The sequence below is a fragment of the Faecalibacterium sp. PGM34 genome (assembly GCF_054456555.1).
Genome location: NZ_CM136898.1, coordinates 3,037,618 through 3,058,392 on the forward strand (window position 1 = coordinate 3,037,618; position 20,775 = coordinate 3,058,392).

At 54.1% G+C, this 20,775-nt stretch carries 19 protein-coding genes and 1 pseudogene; 8 read left to right on the plus strand and 12 right to left on the minus strand.

The annotated features are described in order from the left end of the window. Positions 1–99: 99 nt before the first annotated feature. The 7 genes from ACXPUX_RS14795 to ACXPUX_RS14825 all read right to left on the minus strand — a co-directional run bounded on the left by ACXPUX_RS14795 (position 100) and on the right by ACXPUX_RS14825 (position 4,522). The gene (locus ACXPUX_RS14795) at positions 100–909 is read right to left on the minus strand and encodes a DUF6551 family protein (RefSeq protein ID WP_097771476.1); all 810 of its coding nucleotides are present in this window, start codon (positions 907–909) and stop codon (positions 100–102) included. Beyond that, positions 900–1,574: a type II toxin-antitoxin system PemK/MazF family toxin gene (locus ACXPUX_RS14800; protein WP_097839050.1), complete on the minus strand. Its 675-nt coding sequence runs from the start codon at positions 1,572–1,574 to the stop codon at positions 900–902. Before ACXPUX_RS14800 ends, ACXPUX_RS14795 begins: the two co-directional genes overlap by 10 nt. Positions 1,575–1,660: 86 nt before the next feature. Further along, positions 1,661–1,888, minus strand: coding sequence for a hypothetical protein (locus tag ACXPUX_RS14805; RefSeq protein WP_005927345.1), 228 nt, complete (start codon positions 1,886–1,888; stop codon positions 1,661–1,663). Between the two features lie 375 nt (positions 1,889–2,263). Further along, positions 2,264–2,755, minus strand: coding sequence for a sigma-70 family RNA polymerase sigma factor (locus ACXPUX_RS14810; protein WP_458829001.1), 492 nt, complete (start codon positions 2,753–2,755; stop codon positions 2,264–2,266). 536 nt (positions 2,756–3,291) lie between these two features. Next, the gene (locus tag ACXPUX_RS14815) at positions 3,292–3,744 is read right to left on the minus strand and encodes an ImmA/IrrE family metallo-endopeptidase (protein WP_458829003.1); all 453 of its coding nucleotides are present in this window, start codon (positions 3,742–3,744) and stop codon (positions 3,292–3,294) included. Between the two features lie 254 nt (positions 3,745–3,998). Beyond that, complete coding sequence (locus ACXPUX_RS14820; protein ID WP_458829005.1) at positions 3,999–4,280, minus strand: hypothetical protein; 282 nt, start codon at positions 4,278–4,280, stop codon at positions 3,999–4,001. 44 nt (positions 4,281–4,324) lie between these two features. Beyond that, complete coding sequence (locus tag ACXPUX_RS14825; protein ID WP_097839054.1) at positions 4,325–4,522, minus strand: hypothetical protein; 198 nt, start codon at positions 4,520–4,522, stop codon at positions 4,325–4,327. 208 nt (positions 4,523–4,730) lie between these two features. Here ACXPUX_RS14825 and ACXPUX_RS14830 point away from each other — a divergent pair, with 208 nt between their 5' ends. The 4 genes from ACXPUX_RS14830 to ACXPUX_RS14845 all read left to right on the plus strand — a co-directional run bounded on the left by ACXPUX_RS14830 (position 4,731) and on the right by ACXPUX_RS14845 (position 7,243). Further along, the gene (locus ACXPUX_RS14830) at positions 4,731–5,558 is read left to right on the plus strand and encodes an XRE family transcriptional regulator (RefSeq protein WP_458829007.1); all 828 of its coding nucleotides are present in this window, start codon (positions 4,731–4,733) and stop codon (positions 5,556–5,558) included. Positions 5,559–5,607: 49 nt separating this feature from the next. Beyond that, positions 5,608–5,781 carry a helix-turn-helix domain-containing protein gene (locus ACXPUX_RS14835; protein ID WP_263287728.1) on the plus strand — a complete coding sequence of 58 codons (174 nt, stop codon included), beginning with the start codon at positions 5,608–5,610 and terminating at the stop codon, positions 5,779–5,781. Positions 5,782–5,861: 80 nt separating this feature from the next. Beyond that, on the plus strand, positions 5,862–6,425 hold the full coding sequence (locus tag ACXPUX_RS14840; RefSeq protein WP_458829009.1) for a transposase: 564 nt from the start codon (positions 5,862–5,864) through the stop codon (positions 6,423–6,425). Further along, positions 6,356–7,243, plus strand: coding sequence for an IS3 family transposase (locus tag ACXPUX_RS14845; RefSeq protein WP_458829011.1), 888 nt, complete (start codon positions 6,356–6,358; stop codon positions 7,241–7,243). The genes ACXPUX_RS14840 and ACXPUX_RS14845 overlap by 70 nt, the downstream gene beginning before the upstream one ends. Before the next feature lie 240 nt (positions 7,244–7,483). On the opposite strand, the gene ACXPUX_RS14850 is transcribed toward ACXPUX_RS14845, so the two are convergent. From ACXPUX_RS14850 to ACXPUX_RS14870, 5 genes and pseudogenes are all read right to left on the minus strand, one after another. Next, on the minus strand, positions 7,484–9,853 hold the full coding sequence (locus ACXPUX_RS14850; RefSeq protein WP_458829013.1) for a phosphoketolase family protein: 2,370 nt from the start codon (positions 9,851–9,853) through the stop codon (positions 7,484–7,486). A gap of 25 nt (positions 9,854–9,878) precedes the next feature. Next, positions 9,879–11,354: an FGGY-family carbohydrate kinase gene (locus ACXPUX_RS14855; RefSeq protein WP_458829015.1), complete on the minus strand. Its 1,476-nt coding sequence runs from the start codon at positions 11,352–11,354 to the stop codon at positions 9,879–9,881. A gap of 12 nt (positions 11,355–11,366) precedes the next feature. Next, a pseudogene (locus ACXPUX_RS14860) lies at positions 11,367–12,304 on the minus strand (transketolase family protein). Continuing rightward, a complete protein-coding gene (locus ACXPUX_RS14865; protein ID WP_458829017.1) occupies positions 12,297–13,133 on the minus strand; it encodes a transketolase in 837 nt (278 codons plus the stop codon). The pseudogene ACXPUX_RS14860 and the gene ACXPUX_RS14865 overlap by 8 nt, the downstream one beginning before the upstream one ends. 2 nt (positions 13,134–13,135) lie before the next feature. Beyond that, the gene (locus ACXPUX_RS14870) at positions 13,136–14,536 is read right to left on the minus strand and encodes an L-fucose/L-arabinose isomerase family protein (RefSeq protein WP_458829019.1); all 1,401 of its coding nucleotides are present in this window, start codon (positions 14,534–14,536) and stop codon (positions 13,136–13,138) included. A gap of 279 nt (positions 14,537–14,815) precedes the next feature. Between ACXPUX_RS14870 and ACXPUX_RS14875 the strand changes: the two genes are divergently transcribed. The 4 genes from ACXPUX_RS14875 to ACXPUX_RS14890 all read left to right on the plus strand — a co-directional run bounded on the left by ACXPUX_RS14875 (position 14,816) and on the right by ACXPUX_RS14890 (position 20,699). Next, positions 14,816–15,871, plus strand: coding sequence for a LacI family DNA-binding transcriptional regulator (locus ACXPUX_RS14875; protein ID WP_458829021.1), 1,056 nt, complete (start codon positions 14,816–14,818; stop codon positions 15,869–15,871). A 544-nt stretch (positions 15,872–16,415) separates the two neighbouring features. Beyond that, the gene (locus tag ACXPUX_RS14880; protein ID WP_458829023.1) at positions 16,416–17,858 is read left to right on the plus strand and encodes a PTS transporter subunit EIIC; all 1,443 of its coding nucleotides are present in this window, start codon (positions 16,416–16,418) and stop codon (positions 17,856–17,858) included. A 108-nt stretch (positions 17,859–17,966) separates the two neighbouring features. Next, positions 17,967–19,406, plus strand: a complete 1,440-nt coding sequence (locus tag ACXPUX_RS14885; protein WP_458829025.1) for a 6-phospho-beta-glucosidase — start codon at positions 17,967–17,969, stop codon at positions 19,404–19,406. A 12-nt stretch (positions 19,407–19,418) separates the two neighbouring features. Further along, a complete protein-coding gene (locus ACXPUX_RS14890; protein WP_458829027.1) occupies positions 19,419–20,699 on the plus strand; it encodes an apiosidase-like domain-containing protein in 1,281 nt (426 codons plus the stop codon). The last annotated feature ends 76 nt before the right edge of the window (positions 20,700–20,775 follow it).

Genomic DNA, 20,775 nt, shown 5'->3' on the forward strand with positions numbered 1-20,775 from the left:
CCAGTTCAATATGTCAATTATTTGAAAGAAAATACTATATGTAAAGAGCGATGGCCTTTTTCCGGGTACCATCGCCCTTGCCAAAGGAGATATTTGAGTTTAGAACTTCATCGGCAGCGCATCCTTCCTGCACTTGCCGTTGTAGGTGGTGTAGATGGGGTAAACGTACCGCCGCCAGCCCGGAAGCTTGGCGGGATTATCCCGGCTGATACGGTAGAGCTCCATGGGATGGACTCCGCTCAGCGCACGGACAAGCCGCTCCGCGCTGTACTGTCCATGATACAGCTGCACAAAGTACATCACGCCCCGCAGGACAGCCGCCCGGAAGGAATCCGGTCTGCCCTCCCACGCTTCCACGATGTGCCGCAGGGCTTCGCAGTAGATTTCTTCGCCCAGCTGGTCGTACAGCTTCAGCGCCGTGCCCACGCAGCTGATACGGTAGTCGCTCAGCTGCATGCTGTCGTAGTTGAGGGACAGCCCCACCCGGTTGGTGGCTGCGACAAACGCCTTGGAAGGTGCATCGCCGCCCACCACCTTGGCGCGCAGCTTGATGCCCGCCGACAGGGGTGCGGCGTGACCGTTCTGCTCCGCAAAGAGCAGGGCTTCCTGCTCCATCGTCAGTCCGGTGTAGACCTTGCAGAGGATCGGGCGGTCCTCGCCGCCGTTGAGGAGGATGCAGCCCTCGATGGTGTGCTGCCCGTCCATCACATAGTATCTGCCGTTGCGGAAGCTGACCTTCGGCTCGTTAACGATGTACTCATTGAAGTCTCTGGCGATCAGCTCCACCCGCTTGCGCTCCACGCCCCGCTGGTAGATCTCGCGGGGATAGATCAGCTTGCTGCTGTGGATGACCGAAAGCTGGTACGGCGGGTTGATACCAATGAAGGTATTGTTTTCGTTCAGGCGCATCGCATTTCCTCCTTAATTCTCCAAATGTACTTCTCGGCTTCCTCTAAGATCTCAGCCACCTGCTGCTTACGCTTCGGGCTGGTGAGCAGGCTGGGATTGAAGGTGAAGCTGTATTCCAACCGCTGGATCATGGCATGAACCGCGGATTGCAACTCGGTGTACAGCATCATTTCCTCGATGCTTCCGGCGTTCTCAAAAGACGATTTGATGGGCGTATAGGGGTAGACAGGTGGTTTGCCATCCACCACCTCAGGCGGCGCGTAAAGCGCCGTAGAGCGCCGGATAGGCTCCATCTGCTGGATGCTGCCCATGGGGTTCAGCGCAAGGCTGATACGCACTGCATCATCCACCCTGCGCATCTCCTCCGGGGTCAGATGCCCCAGATACTTCAGCGCCCGGCTCTTGTCGATGGTGAAGATCTGCTCTGCCTGCACAACGGACGGCATATTCAACCCTGCGTTTTCCAACAGGCAGTGGGTCGGCTGGTTTACTTTCTTTTCCGCCTTGCTTGTCATGGTCGCAACGATCAGGGTCGGAGAGTGATAGTTGCCCACGTCATTCTGAAGAATGACCGCCGGACGGTCACCGCACTGTTCCGAACCGGTGCTCGCCCCGAAATGGGTGAAGAAGATGTCTCCGCGTTGGAATTTCCAGTTTTGCTGCAAAATTGTACCTCCATGTTGTTATGTGCAAAGCCCGCTGCCGGATGTTCCGCAGCGGGCTTCGTTCAAGGTATGGTGGTATGGTTGGGTCAGCGGTGCATGACTACATAATCGTAGCCGCGCCGCATCTGGCAGACGGTGCAGGTGTCCATGCTCCGGTCTGCGCTGGGTACAAGTGCGATCTTGAATGCCTTTGCATCCACAAAGTGCCGCAGACAGGTACCGCAGAGGGTGCGGATGGACTTGACCATCTCAGGGGTCAGCTCCATCTCCTCGTAGATCTCCTGCTCGCGCACCGTGGGGTTCAACTCATCCATAAAAGTGTCCTCCTATATGTATCAAAGTGGATATTCGGATAAAGAATAAATTGGGATACGTAAAAAACGGAAACTGCCGGATGCGCAAAAACGTACCCGGCAGTTCCCGGATCAATATGATTAAAGGTCTCGCATATTCGCCCTCGGCCCCCTACGAGTGGGGCATAAACATCTGGCAGCGGACTTGTACCGCTTCATTGGCATTTCAGCCACCCCGTCTGCTTTGTGACCGGGCCGCGAATTACGGAAGTATCATTATCGGAGTACCAGATGACGGAACTATTCAGTTTTCAAGGTTCATGAGGTTGGACGTTTTTCCCTGCGGCGAGTGCCGCTTGGAAAATTGTCCCTTCACTTGGTAGGCATCGAGAAGGGTCAATTCGTAGCATTAAAATTGAAGTTTTTCAAAAATTTAGTAATTCTCTTGATTTTGATACTAATAGTGGGCCGAGATACGCCGTAGACTTTAGAAATTTCAGTGATGTCGTATCCCTCGTAAGCGTACATGGTGATAATTTCCAAATCTTCGGTTTTCAAAGTTTCGAGTGCAGTAAGCAACTGCTCGTTCTCAATCTCACCAATCCATGCAAAACGGCTTTTAGTTTCGTGGTAAGTATCCGTAACGGAAACGGCTTCCTGATACTTGTTCATCAAGGGCGAGTAGGATTCTTCGCTCTGCTTAAAGGACGGCGCAGCCATTTCCTGCGTATGGTTCTGGTAAGAGCGATTAGCGTTAAAAACAGACCAGTCGTAATCGTACATTGCCTGAATCGCTTCGCTGCTCATACCGGCATCTTCATACTGCTTGCGGGTCATAGCCCACTGACTATCAAAATTCTTCTTTTCCAAACCATAGTTGAAGCCCATGTTAAACCTCCAAATTTTCGATAAAGCGTAAAAAGTCGAAAATTTGGAAGGCTACGGATATTTCGCCGCTTGGGGCATCCACGAAAAACGGACAAACATAAAGCCTGCTCCTTTTTACGGGAGCAGGCTACCTGAAGGCTAAAAAAATAGCCGGACAACCAACTAACAGAGCGGTTCTAAAGCAGAATCACTCTATCAGCTGTTGCCCGGCTATTTGGTGCGCGTTTCATACATTGCCTTGCGGCAATGGCCCGTTGCTCGGTGACGAACAGTCCATATTCAGGGTGCAATGCACCCGATTTTTGAAATTGTGTTTTGCCTATAAAGCAATCAACGCCTGCGATAGGCTAAATCAACCGTTGCTACGTTGCCGCACTTGAGGCACTTTATGCGGATAGTGCCTGAACAGCTCTCATCTTTTTGGTAGAGCTTGTGTCCGCAAACGGGGCAAAACCTCCAGCCGATGCTGAATTGTGCCTGCTGTATATTGCTCAGCGGTTTATTTTTAAAAGGACGATTATTTGACTGAATCATGTTTATTCTCCAAATCGGATGATGTTCAATGGATGGCAGTGGATGGGTTTGCCTTTTATGACCTGCATCTGCTGTAGTCTGATCCTGATAGCAGACCACGATACTCCCATCCGCACAGCCATCTCCAGAATTTTTTCATAGTTCGGGTCAGATGCGGATTTGTATAGGATTCCATTCGGCAGGCACAGCGCTGCCCGTTCTATTTCGACGTTGACCAGAAATGTCGGCATCAGCAGCTCTGCTGCAAGGGTGTTTGCCTGCCATTCTTCCCATGAGGGTTGTCCGTTTCGTTCCCGATAGGCAATGTGCCCACGGCACTTGACTGCTTTTCCATAGTCGTTCGGGAACAGATCAGCTAAAATCTGGTGTGCCGCCTCATGCGCTATCGTGAAATTCCGGCATCCGGTGCAGCCGTCTGCCGCAAGGGCAGAATCGATCACAACGTCCTTCGGCATGAATATCTCTACAAGCTTTGTACCATCCCCTAAAGTTACGGTAAAACCGCATCTTTGAAAAACGGTAAGTCCGAGGACGCTGCCATCGCTACATAGCGGCAGCATTTTCACATTCAGCCCAAGAACAGCGCTTGCAAGCCGTTCAGGGTCAATGGGTTCCGGGGCATCTTTGCTGATCCCGAAGCGGGTATAGTACTGGTCGATATACTTACCCGCTATGCGCGAAAGGTCTGCGCGGGATAAGTACCTTGCCATTACGAAGCACGGCTTTCCGGCACGGAGCAGTAGGCTTCCACGAACCACTTGCCCTGCTCAAGCCAAAGATTCCGCTTCTGCCCGCAAATCAGGCAGGTGAAGCAATGCCCTTTCACGCCAAAACGTGATGTACCGTGCTTGACTGCCAAGACACGATCAATGCCATAAGTGTGAGCCTTGTCATAGTTTATGGCAAGAGGGCGGATCTTGCCATCAGGAGTAAAACGAACGTCCACTTCGACGTATCTTTTCTCACGGCGAAGGCTGTAATCACCACACATCAGAAATCCTCCTTTTTTGCAGATTTATCAGAACGCAGCGTGTATTACTTGCGAACCATGCTGCGTGCCACGAGCTGCTTTTCGTTCAACAGCGGAACGGACACTGTATGTTTTTTCCACTCATCCATAGAGCAGGTTACCGCTTTGCACAGACGGCATTTTGTCCAGCCATCGGTTGCATCAAGATCTACATCATAGTTCATGGTTCCGCACATCGGGCATCTTACGTTTTCTTTTCTCATAATATCACCTCTTAAAAACACCGAACAAATACGATTTCGGTCCAGAATCAACACCAAAAAGCTGTTATTCGTGGATTTGATTCGATTATATACCTACTTTATGGAGATGTCAATTACGCATTTGTCGCTATTTTAGAGATTTCTTATTGATTTCCTGTATTTTCTATACTATAATAGAGCTACCGGATCACAAAGGAGTGTTCTTGTTATGAAAAAGAAAACCATGCTCACCAAAATGCACATAGCCCCATCCACAGTGCGCTATGATGCAGTCGCTGCGAGGGATAGCAATGAGGTTGGTCAGATTCTCGCAGGCACACGAAAAAGGAATGGCTATTCACTTGTAGCTTTCTCTGAACTTCTCCGTCACTATGGCGTCGATGTCAGTGATAAAGGAATCAGCAAATGGGAAAAAGGCTATACCACTCCTAGCATCTACCAACTAGTTGCAATCTGCTACGCATTGAACATCAAGGAAGGACCTTCCTACTTTACAAAGGCCTTTCAGAAACCCGCCCTTCTAAATGATATAGGGCAAAAAAAAGTTGCCGAGTACGAAATGGACTTGATTGCATCCCGGCGCTACCAGCCAGATACAGAAGAACCTGCGGAAATCGACTACATAATGATGCCAGTATCAGAGTTGCCAGTATCGGCAGGTCTAGGAGCTTTTCTTGAAGGTGAAATGTTCCAGCGGATACAGGTGCCTGCCAGCAGTGTTCCGGCAGGGGCTGAGTTCGGGATATACGTTAGTGGCGATAGTATGGAGCCGCGTTATCATAGCGGACAGATCGTATGGGTGAAGCGTTGCGAAGAACTTAAATGCGGGGATATCGGGATATTCGTATATGATGGCTGCGGATATCTAAAAAAATACGATGAACATATCCCAGACAAGTCCCAAGCAGAGTTCCTTACCGACAGCTATGGTGTGGTGCATAACCAACCGGCTTTGGTCTCTCTTAACACCAAATATTCGCCGATTCTTATATCTCCGGAGCAAAGATTCGAAATTGTTGGAAAGGTTTTGAACTAAAAAGATGGGAGGAGTTTTCGTGGATACGATCAAGCGTGTTCAGGATTTGATGCAGGAGCGTGATATGAATCTGTGTGTGTTGGCAAAGAAATGCGGAATATCGTACTCCACGATTCAAACCACCGCCCGTCGGGGAGGGCAGTTAAGCGTAGAGACGATTGAAAGGATCTGTCTAGGCTTAGGAATCACACTAAAGGACTTCTTCGATTCCTCATATTTGTAGTAAAAAGCCGCTCACCATGCTGGAAACCTGCACGTGATATGTACCCCTAATACTGGACACCCAGTATTGGGGGTATTTTTATGAAATACAGCTATGAGTACAAAAAGCAATGCGTGGAATTGTATCGACAAGGGAAATGGCCAGAAACACCAGCGGGAGTAAAGCAGAAAAATTTTCACGAGACGATACGGAAGTGGGCTCGCATGGAAGAAGCCTGTGGTCCAGAGGTTCTGCACCATAAGAGACAAAATAAAGTGTGGATTGCGAAAGAAAAATACGAATTGGTCGAAAAAGTTTTGGCAGGAGTATCAAACAAGGAGGTTGCGTTTACTGCTGGAATCAATGACGGCCTCTTGTACCAATGGGTCAGATGTTATAAAATGAAAGGGTATCAGGGATTGGCCGCACAACGAAAAGGCCGACCACCCAAGGAGCCTGACATGAAGAAGAAAATAGTACCAGCAGAACTGACCCCTTCAGAGCGAGAAGAGATGATTCGGCTCAGAGCAGAAAACGAACATCTGAGAGCGGAGAATGCTGTAATAAAAAAAGAGATTGCCTTGAGAGAAGAGAGATGCGCAGCGCAACTCAAGGCGAAAAAGCTGCGATCGTCCAAGAACTCCGCAAAGAAGGACACAGACTGAATGATTTGTTAGATGCAATCGGGCTGTCCAGATCAACGTATTATTACGAACTCGGCCGAACGGATAAAGTTGAAGAAAGAAATGCCGAGTTATCGTCTGAAATTGCTGTTATTTTCAACGAGAGCAGAAAAAGATACGGCGTAAGACGGGTACACCATGAGCTTCTGAACCGTGGGTTTCAGGTGAATCACAAGCGTGTTCAGCGAATTATGAACCAGCTTAAACTGTTCGGCAAACGTCCAAAGGAGAAGTACCATTCCTACAAAGGTGATGTCGGCAAGGTTGCCGATAACATTATTAACCGAGATTTCAGTACCGAGAAGCCTCTGCAAAAATGGACAACCGATGTGTCACAGTTCAATCTGTCTTGGGGCAAGTGCTATATTTCTCCGATTCTGGATATGAACACAAATGAGATTATTTCTTACAACCTCTCGACCAGCCCTAATATGGAGCAGATAAGAGATATGCTGAACAAGGCATTTGAACGCTTTCCCTCTGTACAAGGTCTGGTCATGCACTCGGATCAGGGCTGGCAGTACCAGCAAGCATTCTACCGTGGCGAACTTCAGAAGCACGGAATCATTCAATCCATGTCCCGAAAGGGCAACTGCTACGACAATTGCATTATGGAGACCTTCTTTGGCAGGTTGAAAAATGAAGTGTTCTATGGATTTGAGAAGGATTATTCCTCCTTTGAAGCCTTCTCCAATGCGATTGCCGAGTATATTGACTATTACAATAACAGCAGAATCCAAGCAAAAACAAAATGGATGCCTCCCTCTAAATTCAGAGAAGCATCCATGATGGAATATTAATTATTCAATTTTGATCCAGTGTCCAGAATACTGGGTACATATCAACGGTGAGCGGCTTTAATGCTGCTTCTATTTATCCTTTGGCAATCTCCAGATAAACGCTAATCTCCAGGATCATTACCATTGAAGGAATATGGACCGCTACACTGGCCGGGTCTTGGCGTAGTTGACGATGTGCGCCCGGAAGACTGCGATTTCTGCCATTCGCTTCTCAGCGGATTTGATTGTTCAAATGAAGAATCACTTATTCTCCGGCAGGTGCCACTTCCAATCGAGGATCTCCGGCATATCCTGACCGACCTCGTGGATGTAGTTCTTGTGCTCCACCAGCTTGTCGTTCATCTGCTGGACGAGGTATGCACCGCGGTTGCCCAGCTGGGGCAGATGCAGGACGGCATCCTTGACCAGATGGAAGCGGTCGATCTCGTTCTGCACACGCATATCGAACGGCGTGGTGATGGTGCCCTCCTCCTGATAGCCATGGACGCTCAGGTTGCGGTTTGTGCGCTCGTAGGTCAGCTCATGCACAAGCGTGGGATAGCCGTGGAACGCGAAGATGATGGGCTTGTCCTTGGTGAACAGGGCGTTGTAGTCTGCATCGGACAGGCCGTGGGGGTGCTTGGTGTTCGGCTCCAGCTTCATCAGGTCCACAACGTTGACGACCCGGATCTTCAGTTCCGGCAGAGCATCCCGCAGGATGGTGACAGCCGCCAGAGTCTCCAGCGTGGGCGTATCGCCGCAGCAGGCCATGACGATGTCCGGCTCTTCGCCTGCATCGGTGGAAGCCCAATCCCAGATGCCGACACCCTGCGTGCAGTGCTTGACGGCCTGTTCCATCGTCAGCCACTGCGGACGGGGATGCTTGGACGTGACCAGTACGTTGACATAATCCCGGCTGCGGATGCAGTGATCAAAGCAGCTCAGCAGGCAGTTGGTATCCGGCGGCAGGTACAGGCGGACGACATCTGCCTTTTTATTTGCGATATGGTCGAGGAAGCCGGGATCCTGATGGGTGTAACCGTTGTGGTCCTGCTGCCAGACGTTGGAAGAGAGGATCAGGTTCAGGGACGCGATGCTCTGCCGCCACGGCAGCTGGTTGCAGACCTTGAGCCACTTGGCGTGCTGTGCCACCATGGAGTCCACAACACGGATGAAGCTCTCGTAGCTTGCAAAGAAGCCGTGACGACCGGTCAGCAGATAGCCTTCCAGCCAGCCCTCGCACAGATGCTCGGACAGCATGGAGTCCATGATGCGGCCATCGTTGGCGAGGAACTCATCATTCGGAACGATGGTGGAGTTCCAGTCGCGCTCGGTCGCTTCAAAACACTTGTACAGGCGGTTGGACATCGTCTCGTCCGGTCCGAAGATGCGGAAGTTCTTGGCATCGGCATTCAGCTTGAACACATCGCGGATATAGCCGCCCAGCTCGATCATATCCTGCTTCTCGACACTACCGGGGAATGGAATATCCACGGCGTACTGCTTGAAGTCCGGGGTGCGCAGGTCGCGCAGCAGTTTGCCGCCGTTGGCGTGGGGATTGGCTGCAATGCGGCGGTCGCCGGTGGGAGCCAGCTCCTGCAATTCGGGAATGAGCGTGCCGTTCTCATCAAACAGCTCTTCCGGGTGGTAGCTGCGCAGCCACTCTTCGATCTGCTTCAGATGCTCTTCCTGATGCGGCGTGCCAAGGGTGATATCAATGGGAACCTGATGAGCGCGGAAGGTGCCCTCGATGGGTTTGCCGTCCACCACCTTCGGGCCGGTCCAGCCCTTGGGAGTGCGCAGAACGATCATCGGCCACTGGATGTGACCCATCTTCTCGCCGGAGCGGGCACGTTTCTGGATGTCGTGGATCTCATTGATGACGATATCCAGCGTATCGGCCATCTTGGCGTGCATCGTCATAGGGGCGTCGCCCTCGACGAAATAGGGTTTCCAGGAGCAGCCCTTGAAGAAGCTCTCGATTTCCTCATGGGTCATGCGGCCAAAGACGGTGGGGTTGGAGATCTTGTAGCCATTCAGGTGCAGGATGGGCAGCACCGCACCGTCGCCCACGGGGTTCAGAAATTTGTTGGACTGCCAGCTGGTGGCCAGAGGGCCGGTCTCGGCTTCGCCGTCGCCCACGGTGCAGGCAACGATCAAATCGGGGTTATCGAAGGCTGCGCCGAAGGCATGGGCGATGGAGTAACCCAGCTCGCCGCCCTCGTTGATGGAACCCGGTGTTTCGGGGGCAACGTGGGAGGAGATGCCGCCGGGGAAAGAGAACTGCTTGAACAGTTTCTTCATGCCCTCTTCGTCACGGCTGATGTTGGGGTAGACTTCGCTGTAGGTGCCGTCCAGATAGGCGTTGGCAACAAAGAAGTTGCCGCCGTGACCGGGGCCGGAGATCAGAATCAAGTCCTGGTCGTACTTCTTGATGATGCGGTTCAAATGCACATAGACAAAGTTCTGGCCGGGCACGGTACCCCAGTGGCCGACGATTTTGCGCTTGACGTCCTTGCGCTTCAGCGGACGGCGAAGCAGAGGGTTGTCCAGCAGATAAAGCTGGCCGGCCGCCAGATAGTTGCTGGCACGCCAGTAAGCGTCAATTTTCTGCAGTTCGGGTTGTGTCATAGATAGCCTCCTGTGTGATTGTTATTTAATGCAAAAGCGCCTGCAAAACAGCCTTCTGCCAGCCTGCGTAGCGGGCATCGTGCTCCTGCGGTGTCATTTTTGGGGTATAGCTGCGGCGCTGCATACCATCGTAGACCGTGCCGGGATTGTACAAACCGCTGGCAAAGCCTGCGGCACAGGCCGCGCCGAAGCCGGAAAGCTCCTGAATATCCGGCACACTGACCTCCACACCAGCCATATCGGACTGGAACTGCATCAGATAGCCGTTGGCCGTGGGACCGCCGTCCACACGCAGTTCCGCCAATGCCAGACCTGCGTCCTGCGCCATGCGCAGCACCAGATCCGTAATCTGGTAGGCAATGCACTCCACCCCGGCTTTAACGATTTCCGCCCGACCGGTGGTGCGGGTAATGCCGGTCAATAGCCCCGTTGCCTCGCTGTCCCAGTAGGGTGCGCCCAGCCCGGTAAAAGCCGGGACAAAATAGGTTTTGTCCGCAGGGTTTGCGCTGCGGGCCAGCGTTTCACTCTCGGCGTCGCCTGCCAGCAGGGCAACATCCTTTTTCAGCCATGTAATGACCGCACCGGTGTAGTTCAGATTACCCTCCAGTACATACTCCACCTTGCCATTCAGACCCCATGCAAGGCTGGTGGCAAGACCGTTCCGGCTTGTGACAAGCTTTTCGCCGGTCTGCATCATCACGCTGGAGCCGGTGCCATAGGTGGCTTTCGTCTGCCCCGGTTTGATACAGTTCTGCCCCAGCAGAGCGGCGTGGCTGTCTCCCAGTACACCGCAGATGGGAATGGCTTTCGGCAGAAAACCACTCAGCGTGGTGGTGCCGAACAGGCTGTCGCTCATGCAGACCTCTGCCAGACAATGACGCGGCACACCGTAGAGTGTGCACAACTCATCGTCCCATTGCAAGGTGCGGATATTAAACAGCTGCGTGCGGCTTGCATTGGAGTAATCTGTCTTGAAGTTGCGTTCCTCGCTCAAGCGGCTGACAAGATAACTGTCGATTGTGCCAAGCGCCAACCGTTCTTTTGCGGCCAACGCGGCGGCTTCGGGGTGGTTTTGCAGAATCCACGCCATTTTAGATGCGGAAAAATACGGTGACAGCGGCAGACCGGTTTTCTCACGCACCGCTTCGGCATGGGACGCCAGCGTATCACAGATTTCTTTTGCGCGGGCGCACTGCCAGACGATTGCCTGCCCGACCGGGGTACCGTCCGCCCTATCCCACGCGGCAACGGTTTCGCGCTGGTTACTTATGCCCATTGCCGCAATCTGTGCGGGGTCAATCCCGGCCTTTTCGGCAACCTCACGGCATACGACCAGCACATTTGCGTAGATTTCCTCCAAATCGTGGCTGACCCAGCCTTTTTCGTTGATATACTGCCGATGAGGTCGATCGGCACGGGCGGTCAGGCGACCCGCCGCATCAAACAGCATAGCCTTGGTTCCCTGCGTGCTCTGGTCAACCGATAAAATGAACTGTTCCATACACCGCCCCATTCAGCCGTTCAGCAAATCGGCGGCGGTTTTTGCGATTCCTGCAGCGTTCAAGCCATAATAATCGAACACCTCTTTGGAAGTGCCCGTGATAACCGGCGCGTCAGGCAGGGAGAGATTCTTCATCTTGCGCGGGCAGACTTCGCTGACAACCTGTGCCACCATGCTGCCCAGCCCGCCGAACGGTGCGTGTTCCTCCACAGTGACAACGACTTTCGCATTCTGTGCTGCTTTGATGACAGCTTCTTTATCCAGCGGCTTGACGCAGTACATATCCAGTACCGTGGCTGAGATGCCCTGCTCTTTCAGCAGATTGGCGGCATCCAGCGCGGGGCGAACCATCTCGCCGCAGGCGATGATGGCAACATCGGTCCCTCGGCCAGAACCGTGGCCTTATCCATTGTAAAGGGGCAGTTCTCAGCGGTATAGACATCCTCGACCGGGTTGCGGCCCACACGCAGATAAGCCGGCTTCTTGTCCTGTAACAGAGCTTCAATGAGCTTTGCAGTCTGGAAGCGGTCGCTCGGCAGGTAGACGCGCATGTTCGGGATAGCACTCATGGCCGCGATATCCTGTGCGGAGTGGTGGCTCATGCCCAGCGCGCCGTAGCTGACGCCGCCGGAAATGCCGATGAGGGTGACGTTGGTGTTGGAGTAGGCACAGTCGATCTTTGCCTGCTCATAGCTGCGCGTGGACAGGAAGCAGGCCGGAGAAGCGGCGAAAGCCTTCTTGCCGCAGCTGGCAAGGCCGGCCGCTACGCTGACGAGGTCCTGTTCTGCAATGCCCATCTCCACGAACTGCTCGGGGTAGGTGTCGGCGAATTTTGTCAGGCTTGCGCTGCCGCGGCTGTCGCTGCACAGAACTACAATGTCTTTATCGGTCTTGGCTGCGTTCAGCAGGGTGTCGCAGATCGCCTGTCGGTTCGGAATTTTGTTAGCCATTCTGAACAGCCTCCTTTCGTGCGGCAAAGTCCGCAATGATCTGCTGGTACTCTTCCTGATTCGGGAGATGGTGATGCCAGCTTGCTTTATTTTCCATGATGGAGCTGCCATAGCCCTTGGTGGTGTTGGCGATGATGACGGTGGGCTGACCGGCGTGATGCTTTGCGGCGGTGAAAGCTGCATCCATTGCCTCGATGCTGTCGCCGTCGACGCTGATGACGTTCCAGCCGAACGCCGCCCAACGCTGCTCCTGACTGTCCTGCTTCATGACGTCCTCGGTGTTGCCCGAGATCTGCAGGCGGTTGCGGTCCACCACGGCGCAGAGATTATCCAGCTTGTAGTTGGACGCTGCCATAGCGCCCTCCCAGACGGACCCCTCGGCCAATTCTCCGTCGCCCATCACGGTGTAAACGCGGTAATCTTTCTTGTCCATCTTACCGGCCAGCGCCATGCCGACGCAGACCGGCAGACCGTGGCCAAGCGAGCCGGAGTTCATCTCAATGCCGTTGAGCTTATTGTTGGGGTGCCCGATGTAGGGCGAACCAAATTTGGAAAACCGCGCCTTGATGTCATTCAAATCCAGAAAGCCGCAGTCGGCCAGCACGGCGTACAGAGCCTCTACCGCGTGACCCTTGCTCAACACAAAGCGGTCACGGTTCGGGTCGGCAGTGGTTTCGGGCGTGATGCGCAGATGGTTTTTGTACAGCACCAGCAGCGTGTTGAGCACGCTCATATCGCCGCCGATGTGACCGCCGCCGCCCGCCATGATAATGTCCACAACATCGCGGCGCAGGTCCCAGCTTTTCAGTTCCAGTTCATGCAGATTCATTTTCATTCACCCCGCAGATAGGCTTTGACTTTTTCTTCAATCGGATCATACAAATCAGGCTTGATGCCGATATACTTGCAGGCTTCATACAGTACCGGCACAACGTCCTTGTGAATGCCGACACAGTGATGGATATAGGGGCCCTCGACAATTTTAGCCTCCAGCCGCTTGATGTTCTCGACCTCGACCCAAAGATATGTTCCCATGCCGTTCGGACCGTCAATGCCCTTGGCATTTCCCAGCAGCAGGCTGTACTCGCCGTTGTCACCGTCAAAACGGGCCAGCGTCAGGTCGCCGTGCTTGGCCTCGGCTGTGATAGCACCGGGATAGTCAAACGCCAGCGGGTAGGTGATGCAGGGCTTGCAACTCGCCACCGACAGCGGCCACGGGCCGCAGTGCTGCAGCAACTCGCCGTTTTCCACATCGGGGTGGCGAATCGTCCAGTCTGCAAAGAAGCCGCGGGTGTCATCGTTGGCGGCAGCCTCGACCAGCAGTGCGGTGACGGCACCGTGAATATCGGTTTCGCATACGATGGGGATCCCCTTGTCGTTCAGCAGCGCATTGGCAGCGCAAGGCATAATGCCCAGCTCGCTCTGCAGGGCGTTCCAGCACTGAATCGCACCGGCATTGCAGTGGTATTTCTTAATCAGGCGCTCCATGGCAACGGCCAGGCCGGCAATGTTTGTCAGCTGCTCATCGTTGACCTTGATTTCCATCTTCTCGCGGCAGTAGGCCATCGTTGCCTGCACTTCGTCGCCGTCGGCGATGGCCTTTTTGACCTCGCTCGTCAGCTCCGGCAGCGGAACAGGAGCCAGCTGGATGTTGAATTTTTCGAGCAGCTCACCCTCGTTGCACATGGTCGACCAGAAGTCATAAGGACGGGGACCGATCTGCAAAATGCGGATGTTCTTGAAGGTCTTGACGACATTGCAGACCGCAAGGAAATCCCGGATGCCGCGCTCAAAGACAGGGTCGTTCAGGCGGCAGTTGGTCAGGTAAGTAAACGGCACTTGGAAGCGACGCAGGACTTTGCCGGTCGCGAACAGGCCGCACTGGGTATCGCGCAGGCGGACGCCGTTCGGCTCCGGACGCTCATCCAGAGGACCCCAGAGCAGCACCGGCACACCGAGGTCTTTTGCCAGACGTGCGCACTCGTACTCGGTGCCGAAGTTGCAGTGCGGCAGGAACAGACCGTCGATTTTTGCCGCCTTGAATTTCTCAACGATTTTGAGGCGGTCGTTCTCGTCGTAGAGCAGGCCCTCCTCGTTGATATCGTCGATGTCTACAAAGTCGACGCCCAGCTCACGCAGCCGGGCAGCGGTCAGGCCGCGGTACTTCACAGCGTCCGGTGCCGAAAAGATGCTGCGGCGAGTGGGTGCAAAACCCAATTTGATGTTTGCCATCTGCTAAAATCCTCCATTTCACATTCTTTTTCACGGTACGGCTTTTATTGATTTCAGTGTATCACATTCTTCGCGTTTCGAGAGGTGTTCCGCTGTTGGATACCTGAAATTCTGCAAATTGCAGGATTTTGACCCGTCCGCTTTGTTACTTTTGACGAAGGATTCCGCCAGATTCGCATTTTTCACTAAATTATTTAGTAAAATTTCAGAGACCTGCGCCTTGACATCCCGTTTTCCGTGTCGATACAATAGGAATAAGGAAAGAAAGGGAGGATTCCCATGCGTATCACCGCAAAGCAGCTTGCAGAGAAGGCAGGCGTTTCTCAGGCGACCGTTTCGCTGGTTCTGCGCGGCAAGCCTGGCGTCAGCGACAGCGTTCGTATCCAGATCTTACAGCTCGCCCGGGAGATGGGGCTTGAGCTGCAGTTCCGCGCCGCACCCACACCCAACGGAAAGACCATCCAGCTCATCATCTACAAACGGCACGGTCAGGTCATGGCCGACACCCCGTTTTTTGAACAGTTGACGCAGGGCGTCGCCGACGAGGCCGCCTCGCTGGGCTATCACCTGTCCATCAGCTATTTTTACGGCAACCAGCCGGCCAAAGAGCAGATCCACAGCATCCAGAGCCTGAACTCTGCCGGGCTGATTTTACTCGCGACCGAGATGCACTCGGAGGACGTCGCGCCGTTCTTTGATCTGTCCGTTCCTCTGGTCGTGCTGGACAACTCCTTCCCGGCGTTGAAATACGACGCTATCGCCATCGACAACGCCCTCGGCGCGTGGAAGGCCGTCCACTACCTCATCGACTGCGGCCACACCCGGATCGGCTACCTGCACAGCAGCGTTGAGATTCACAACTTCCGGGAACGGCAAAGCGGCTACCTGTCCGCCTGCCGTTCGCTTCCGGGCGATGCCGCCAAAGATTCCGCCCGGCGCATCATCCCCGTCCGGCCATCCAGCGAGGAAGCCGCCGAGGACATGGCAAAGTATCTTGACACCGAGCCGATGCTCCCCACCGCCTTTTTCGCGGACAACGACCGTATCGCCGCCGGGTGCTGCAAAACGCTGCTGAAATACGGCTACCGCATCCCGGACAATATCTCGGTCATCGGCTTCGATGATTCCGCCGTGAGCGAGGTGCTGAATCCACCCCTGACGACCATGCAGATCCAGAAACAGCGGATGGGCGCGCTGGCCGTCGAGCGGCTGAACACCCTGCTCTGCTCCTCGCCGCCGGAGCGCGTCCGCATCGCCATCGCACCCGAAGTCCTCGTCCGCCAGAGCGTTCTGGTGCGCAACTCAGCACCAGCCTCGAAAAAGAGCAAGAAGTAAACAGCCGCACTAAACTTTAGCAAAAAAATTAGTAAATTATTCTGTAAATTCCATATTCTTCGTTCATTTGCACAGTTGCCCCTGAAGTTAAGCACTTTTGCCAAAGAAATAGGATACAAGCTGACATCCCGTTCATTTTTCACCCGAAAGTGTATACTGGCCCCAGACCGTCCTGCCCGTTCTGTTCGGCTGCCTGCTGCTGGCATGGGTCGACAAACTCTGGAAGCGTGTTATCCCGAAGGTCGTGCCGTTCTGTGCGATGGCATTCCCTGCACCATCTGGGAGTGGATGGGAAAACAGCATCTGTAAGACCCGTTTTAAAAAATTTACTAAATCATTTACTAAAATATTCAGTCATTATTTCTTCACAAAGTACATTCTTTGTTCAAATTGCAACATTGCATCCTCTTTTGTTTGCAAGTTTCGACGAATTTGTTGAATACTTCTTGAAATTCTCGTTTTTTACAGGTTTTGGATGTTATACTGTTTCCAAGAAATGCAGACCGCCTGTCGCTCTGCAAACAGATGAAGGGAGAAATTACACATGGCAAGCAAGTATGATGGTCTCGCCCGCATTATTATCCAGAATGTCGGCGGCAAACAGAACATCAAAGCGATCACCCACTGCATCACCCGTCTGCGGTTCCAGCTGGTGGATGAGGGCAAGGCAAACACGGATATCCTGAACAAGACCGATGGCGTCATCAAGGTCATTCAGGCAAATGGCCAGTATCAGGTCGTCATCGGCAACGCAGTTGCCGAGGTCTACGACGCTGTTCTGGAAGTCGGACACCTGCATGGTTCCGGCACCGTCGATGAGGACGGCAACGCCATTGCCGCAGATGAGGGCGGCAAAAAGAAGGGCGTCGCCGCGACCCTGATCGACATGATCTCCAGCATCATGGCACCCACCATCACGCTGCTGGGTGCCTCCGGTATCATCAAAGGTCTGCTGACGCTGCTGACCTTCTTCCACGTTCTGGATTCCTCCAGCGGCGCGTACATGATCTGGTACACCGTTGCCGATGGTTTCTTCTACTTCCTGCCGGTCATTCTGGGTTACACCGCCGCCAAGAAGTTCAAGATGAACGAATTCACCGGCATGGCGCTGGGCATTTCCCTGTGCTATCCCACCATGGTGGCTCTGAAATCCGGCGAGGCACTGGGCACCGTGCTGACCGGCTCCGCCTTTGAGATGAGCTATTACACCACCTTCTTCGGTCTGCCGGTGATTTTCCCCAAATCCGGCTACACCTCCTCGGTTATCCCCATCGTCCTGTGCTGCTTCTTCGCTGCCAAGCTGGAAAAGTGGCTCAACAATCACCTGTCTGACATGATCAAGGCGTTCATCACCCCGGTCTGCGTTCTGGTCGTCATGTCCAGCCTGACTTACCTGGTCATCGGTCCTGTTTCCGGTGTCATCTGCGCTGTGTTGACCCTCTGCTTCGAGACTCTGTTCAACATTCCCGTCATCGGCGCAACGCTGGGCTGCGCACTGGTCGGCACCTTCTGGCAGGTTCTGGTCATCTTCGGTTTCCACTGGTCCATCATTCCTCTGGGTTACATCAACATTGCGAACCTTGGCTATGACTTCATCATGCCCGGCACCTTCGCCACTCCCTTCGCACAGGCCGGTGCTGTTCTGGGCGTGATCCTGCGCACCCGCGACCAGAAGCTGAAGAAAATCGGCATCCCCGCGTTCATCTCCTGCATGTTCGGCATCACGGAACCCACGCTTTACGGTATCAACCTGCCCAAGAAGGAGCCCTTCGTCATTGCCTGCGTTGCCTCCGGCATTGCCGGCGCTTTGGTGGGCGTGCTGGGCGCGAAGCGCTACATTCCCGGCGGTCTGGGCCTGTTCGGCCTGCCCGGCTATATTGATGCCGGCAGTACCGGCCTGTTCAGCATGTGGGTCGTGCTGGCCGCCTCGGTTTTGGCCTTTGTCATCGCTCTGGCTGGCACGCTGGTTCTGTATAAAGAGGACTGATTTTCCCCCTGCCATGCCGTCACTTGTGGAATGGTAAAAAGCAACGGCATGGTCGTGCAGGTCACGGCCATGCCGTTGTTTGCAATACATATCAAGGAGGTCTTTTGTATGAGTACCTTCCCCAAAAACTTTCTGTGGGGCGGTGCCACCGCCGCCAACCAGTGTGAAGGCGCTTACAATGTCGATGGACGCGGCCTTTCCACGGTGGATGTGATCCCCTTTGGTCCCGACCGAATGAAGGTCTCCCGCGGGCAGATGAAAATGCTGGCCTGTGATGAGGAACACCGCTATCCCTCCCACGAGGCCGTCGATCTGTATCATCACTACAAAGAGGATATCGCCCTGTTTGCTGAGATGGGTTTCAAGGTCTACCGTTTTTCCATCGCATGGACGCGCATCCTGCCCAACGGCGATGATGCGGTCCCCAACGAGGCCGGTCTCGCCTTCTATGACAGCCTGATCGATGAATGCCGCAAATACGGCATCGAGCCGCTCATTACGATTTGCCATTTTGATACGCCCATCGCCCTCATCAAAAAATACGGCGGCTGGAAAGACCGACGTATGATTGATGCCTACCTGCATTACTGCGAGGTGATCTTTGACCGGTACAAAGGGCGCGTTCACTATTGGCTGACCTTCAATGAAATCAATATGCTGCTCCATATGCCGTTCATGGGGGCGGGCGTGCTGTTTGAGGAAGGTGAAAACGAACTGGAGGTCAAATACCGGGCCGCCCACTACGAAATCGTGGCCAGCGCCCGCGCCGTAAAACTGGCCCATGAAATGATGTCCGATGCCATGATGGGCTGCATGCTGGCCGCCGGACAGTATTACCCCTTCACCTGCCGTCCCGATGATGTGTACACCGCCATGGAGGCTGACCGGGACAACTACTTCTTCATTGATGCACAGGCACGGGGCGAATATCCTGTCTGGGCCTGGAAACGTATGGAGCGCGCCGGCATCACACTGGACTGCACCGCAGACGATCTTGCCGTGATGAAGGAAGGAACGGTGGATTTTATTTCCTTCAGCTACTATGCCAGCCGTGCGGCCTCCGCCGACCCCGAAACGGTAAAGAAGTACCGCAAGCCGGGTAATGCGGCCATCATGTCTCTGAAAAACCCCTATCTGGACGCCAGCGAATGGGGCTGGCAGATCGATCCGCTGGGCCTGCGCATCACCATGAATACCCTGTACGACCGCTACCGGAAACCGCTGTTCATCGTGGAGAACGGGCTTGGCGCTGTGGACACCGTGGAAGCGGACGGTTCCATCCACGACCCTTACCGCATCGACTATCTGCGCGCCCACATTGAGGCAATGGGCAAAGCCATCTCGCAGGATGGTCTCCCCCTGCTGGGTTACACGATGTGGGGACCGATCGATTTAGTTTCCGCCTCCACCGGCGAGATGAAAAAGCGGTATGGGTTCATCTATGTTGACAAAGACAACGACGGCAACGGAACACTGACACGCCGCCGCAAGGACAGCTTCTACTGGTACAAAAAGGTGATCGCCTCCAACGGCGAGGACCTGGATTGAGGAGGGTATGGTATGGCTTTACAGGTTTCCCCTGATCACAGCCATCTGACGCAGAATGGCAAGCCTTTTTTCTGGCTGGCCGATACCTGCTGGAGCGCTTTTACCAATATATCAGACGATGATTGGCAGGAATATCTGGATCTGCGCGCCCGGCAGGGTTTCAATGTGTTGCAAATCAACGCGCTGCCCCAATGGGACCGCTGCGGAACACTGGAAAACCGCCACCCTTTCCCGTTCCGCGAAGGTGAACTGTACGACTTTTCAAGGATCCTGCCGGAGTATTTCGCTCATGCCCGCTCCATGTGCCGCGCCGCCGTGGACAAGGGTTTTACGCTGGCCATCGTGGTCATGTGGTGCAATTATGTGCCGGACACCTGGGCCAGCCATATCTTCGGCGGCAACGTAATGCCTCCCGAAGCCGTGGAACCGGTCGTCAGAACCATCTGCGACAGTTTTAACGAGTTTGATCCGGTCTACATTGTCAGCGGCGACACCGGCTTTGACAGTGAAGCGTCCATCCAGCGTTACCGACTGGTCACTGATCTGATGGATCGCTACGCGCCGGGTCTGCTGAAAGCCTACCACATCAAGGGACGCTACGATGGACTTCCGCAGGAATTTGGCGAGCGGGCGGATTTGTACCTGTATCAGTCCGGCCACAATGCAGCCGGGCAGGAGATGGCCCACCTTCTGGCGGAGAGCTTTGCCGCACGCACGCCACGCCGTCCTGTCATCAACAGCGAGCCCTGCTACGAGCAGATGGGATACAGCCACAAGGCTTACGGGCGTTTTCGCCGTACCGAAACCCGCTGGGCGCTGTGGAACAGCCTGTTATCCGGCGCGGGAGCAGGAATCACCTACGGTGCCCACGGCGTATGGAACTGGCAAAAGCCCGATATGCCCAAAAATCCGCATGGAGGCGAGGGATTCCTGCAGGCGCTTCCATGGTATGATGCCGTACTTCTTCCGGGCGTAGCAGATTTCCGCTTTGCAAAGAGGTTCTTCGAAGAGTTATCCATCACGGCCCCCGTTCCCTGCCAGAATATCATTGCCCAATATGCGGATTTCATTCGTGCGGCCCGCTCCGGAGAGCATACCATTCTGTACGTTCCCACCAACGCGCCGCTCACGCTCCACGGCGACTGGAGCACTTGTTCCGTCACCGCTATTGAACCGGAAACAGGCGATACCCAGCGGCTGGAACCCCGCTTTGACGGCAGCGTCACCGTCCTGCCCATGCATCATTTCCTGCAGGATGTGCTGATTGTGCTGCAACCCCAGCAACCGTCTTAAAAGTCAGAGGCTGTTGCAAAATAAAAATGCGATAGCAGCTTACACAAAGAAATAGTGCAAAAACAGAAACCCAGAA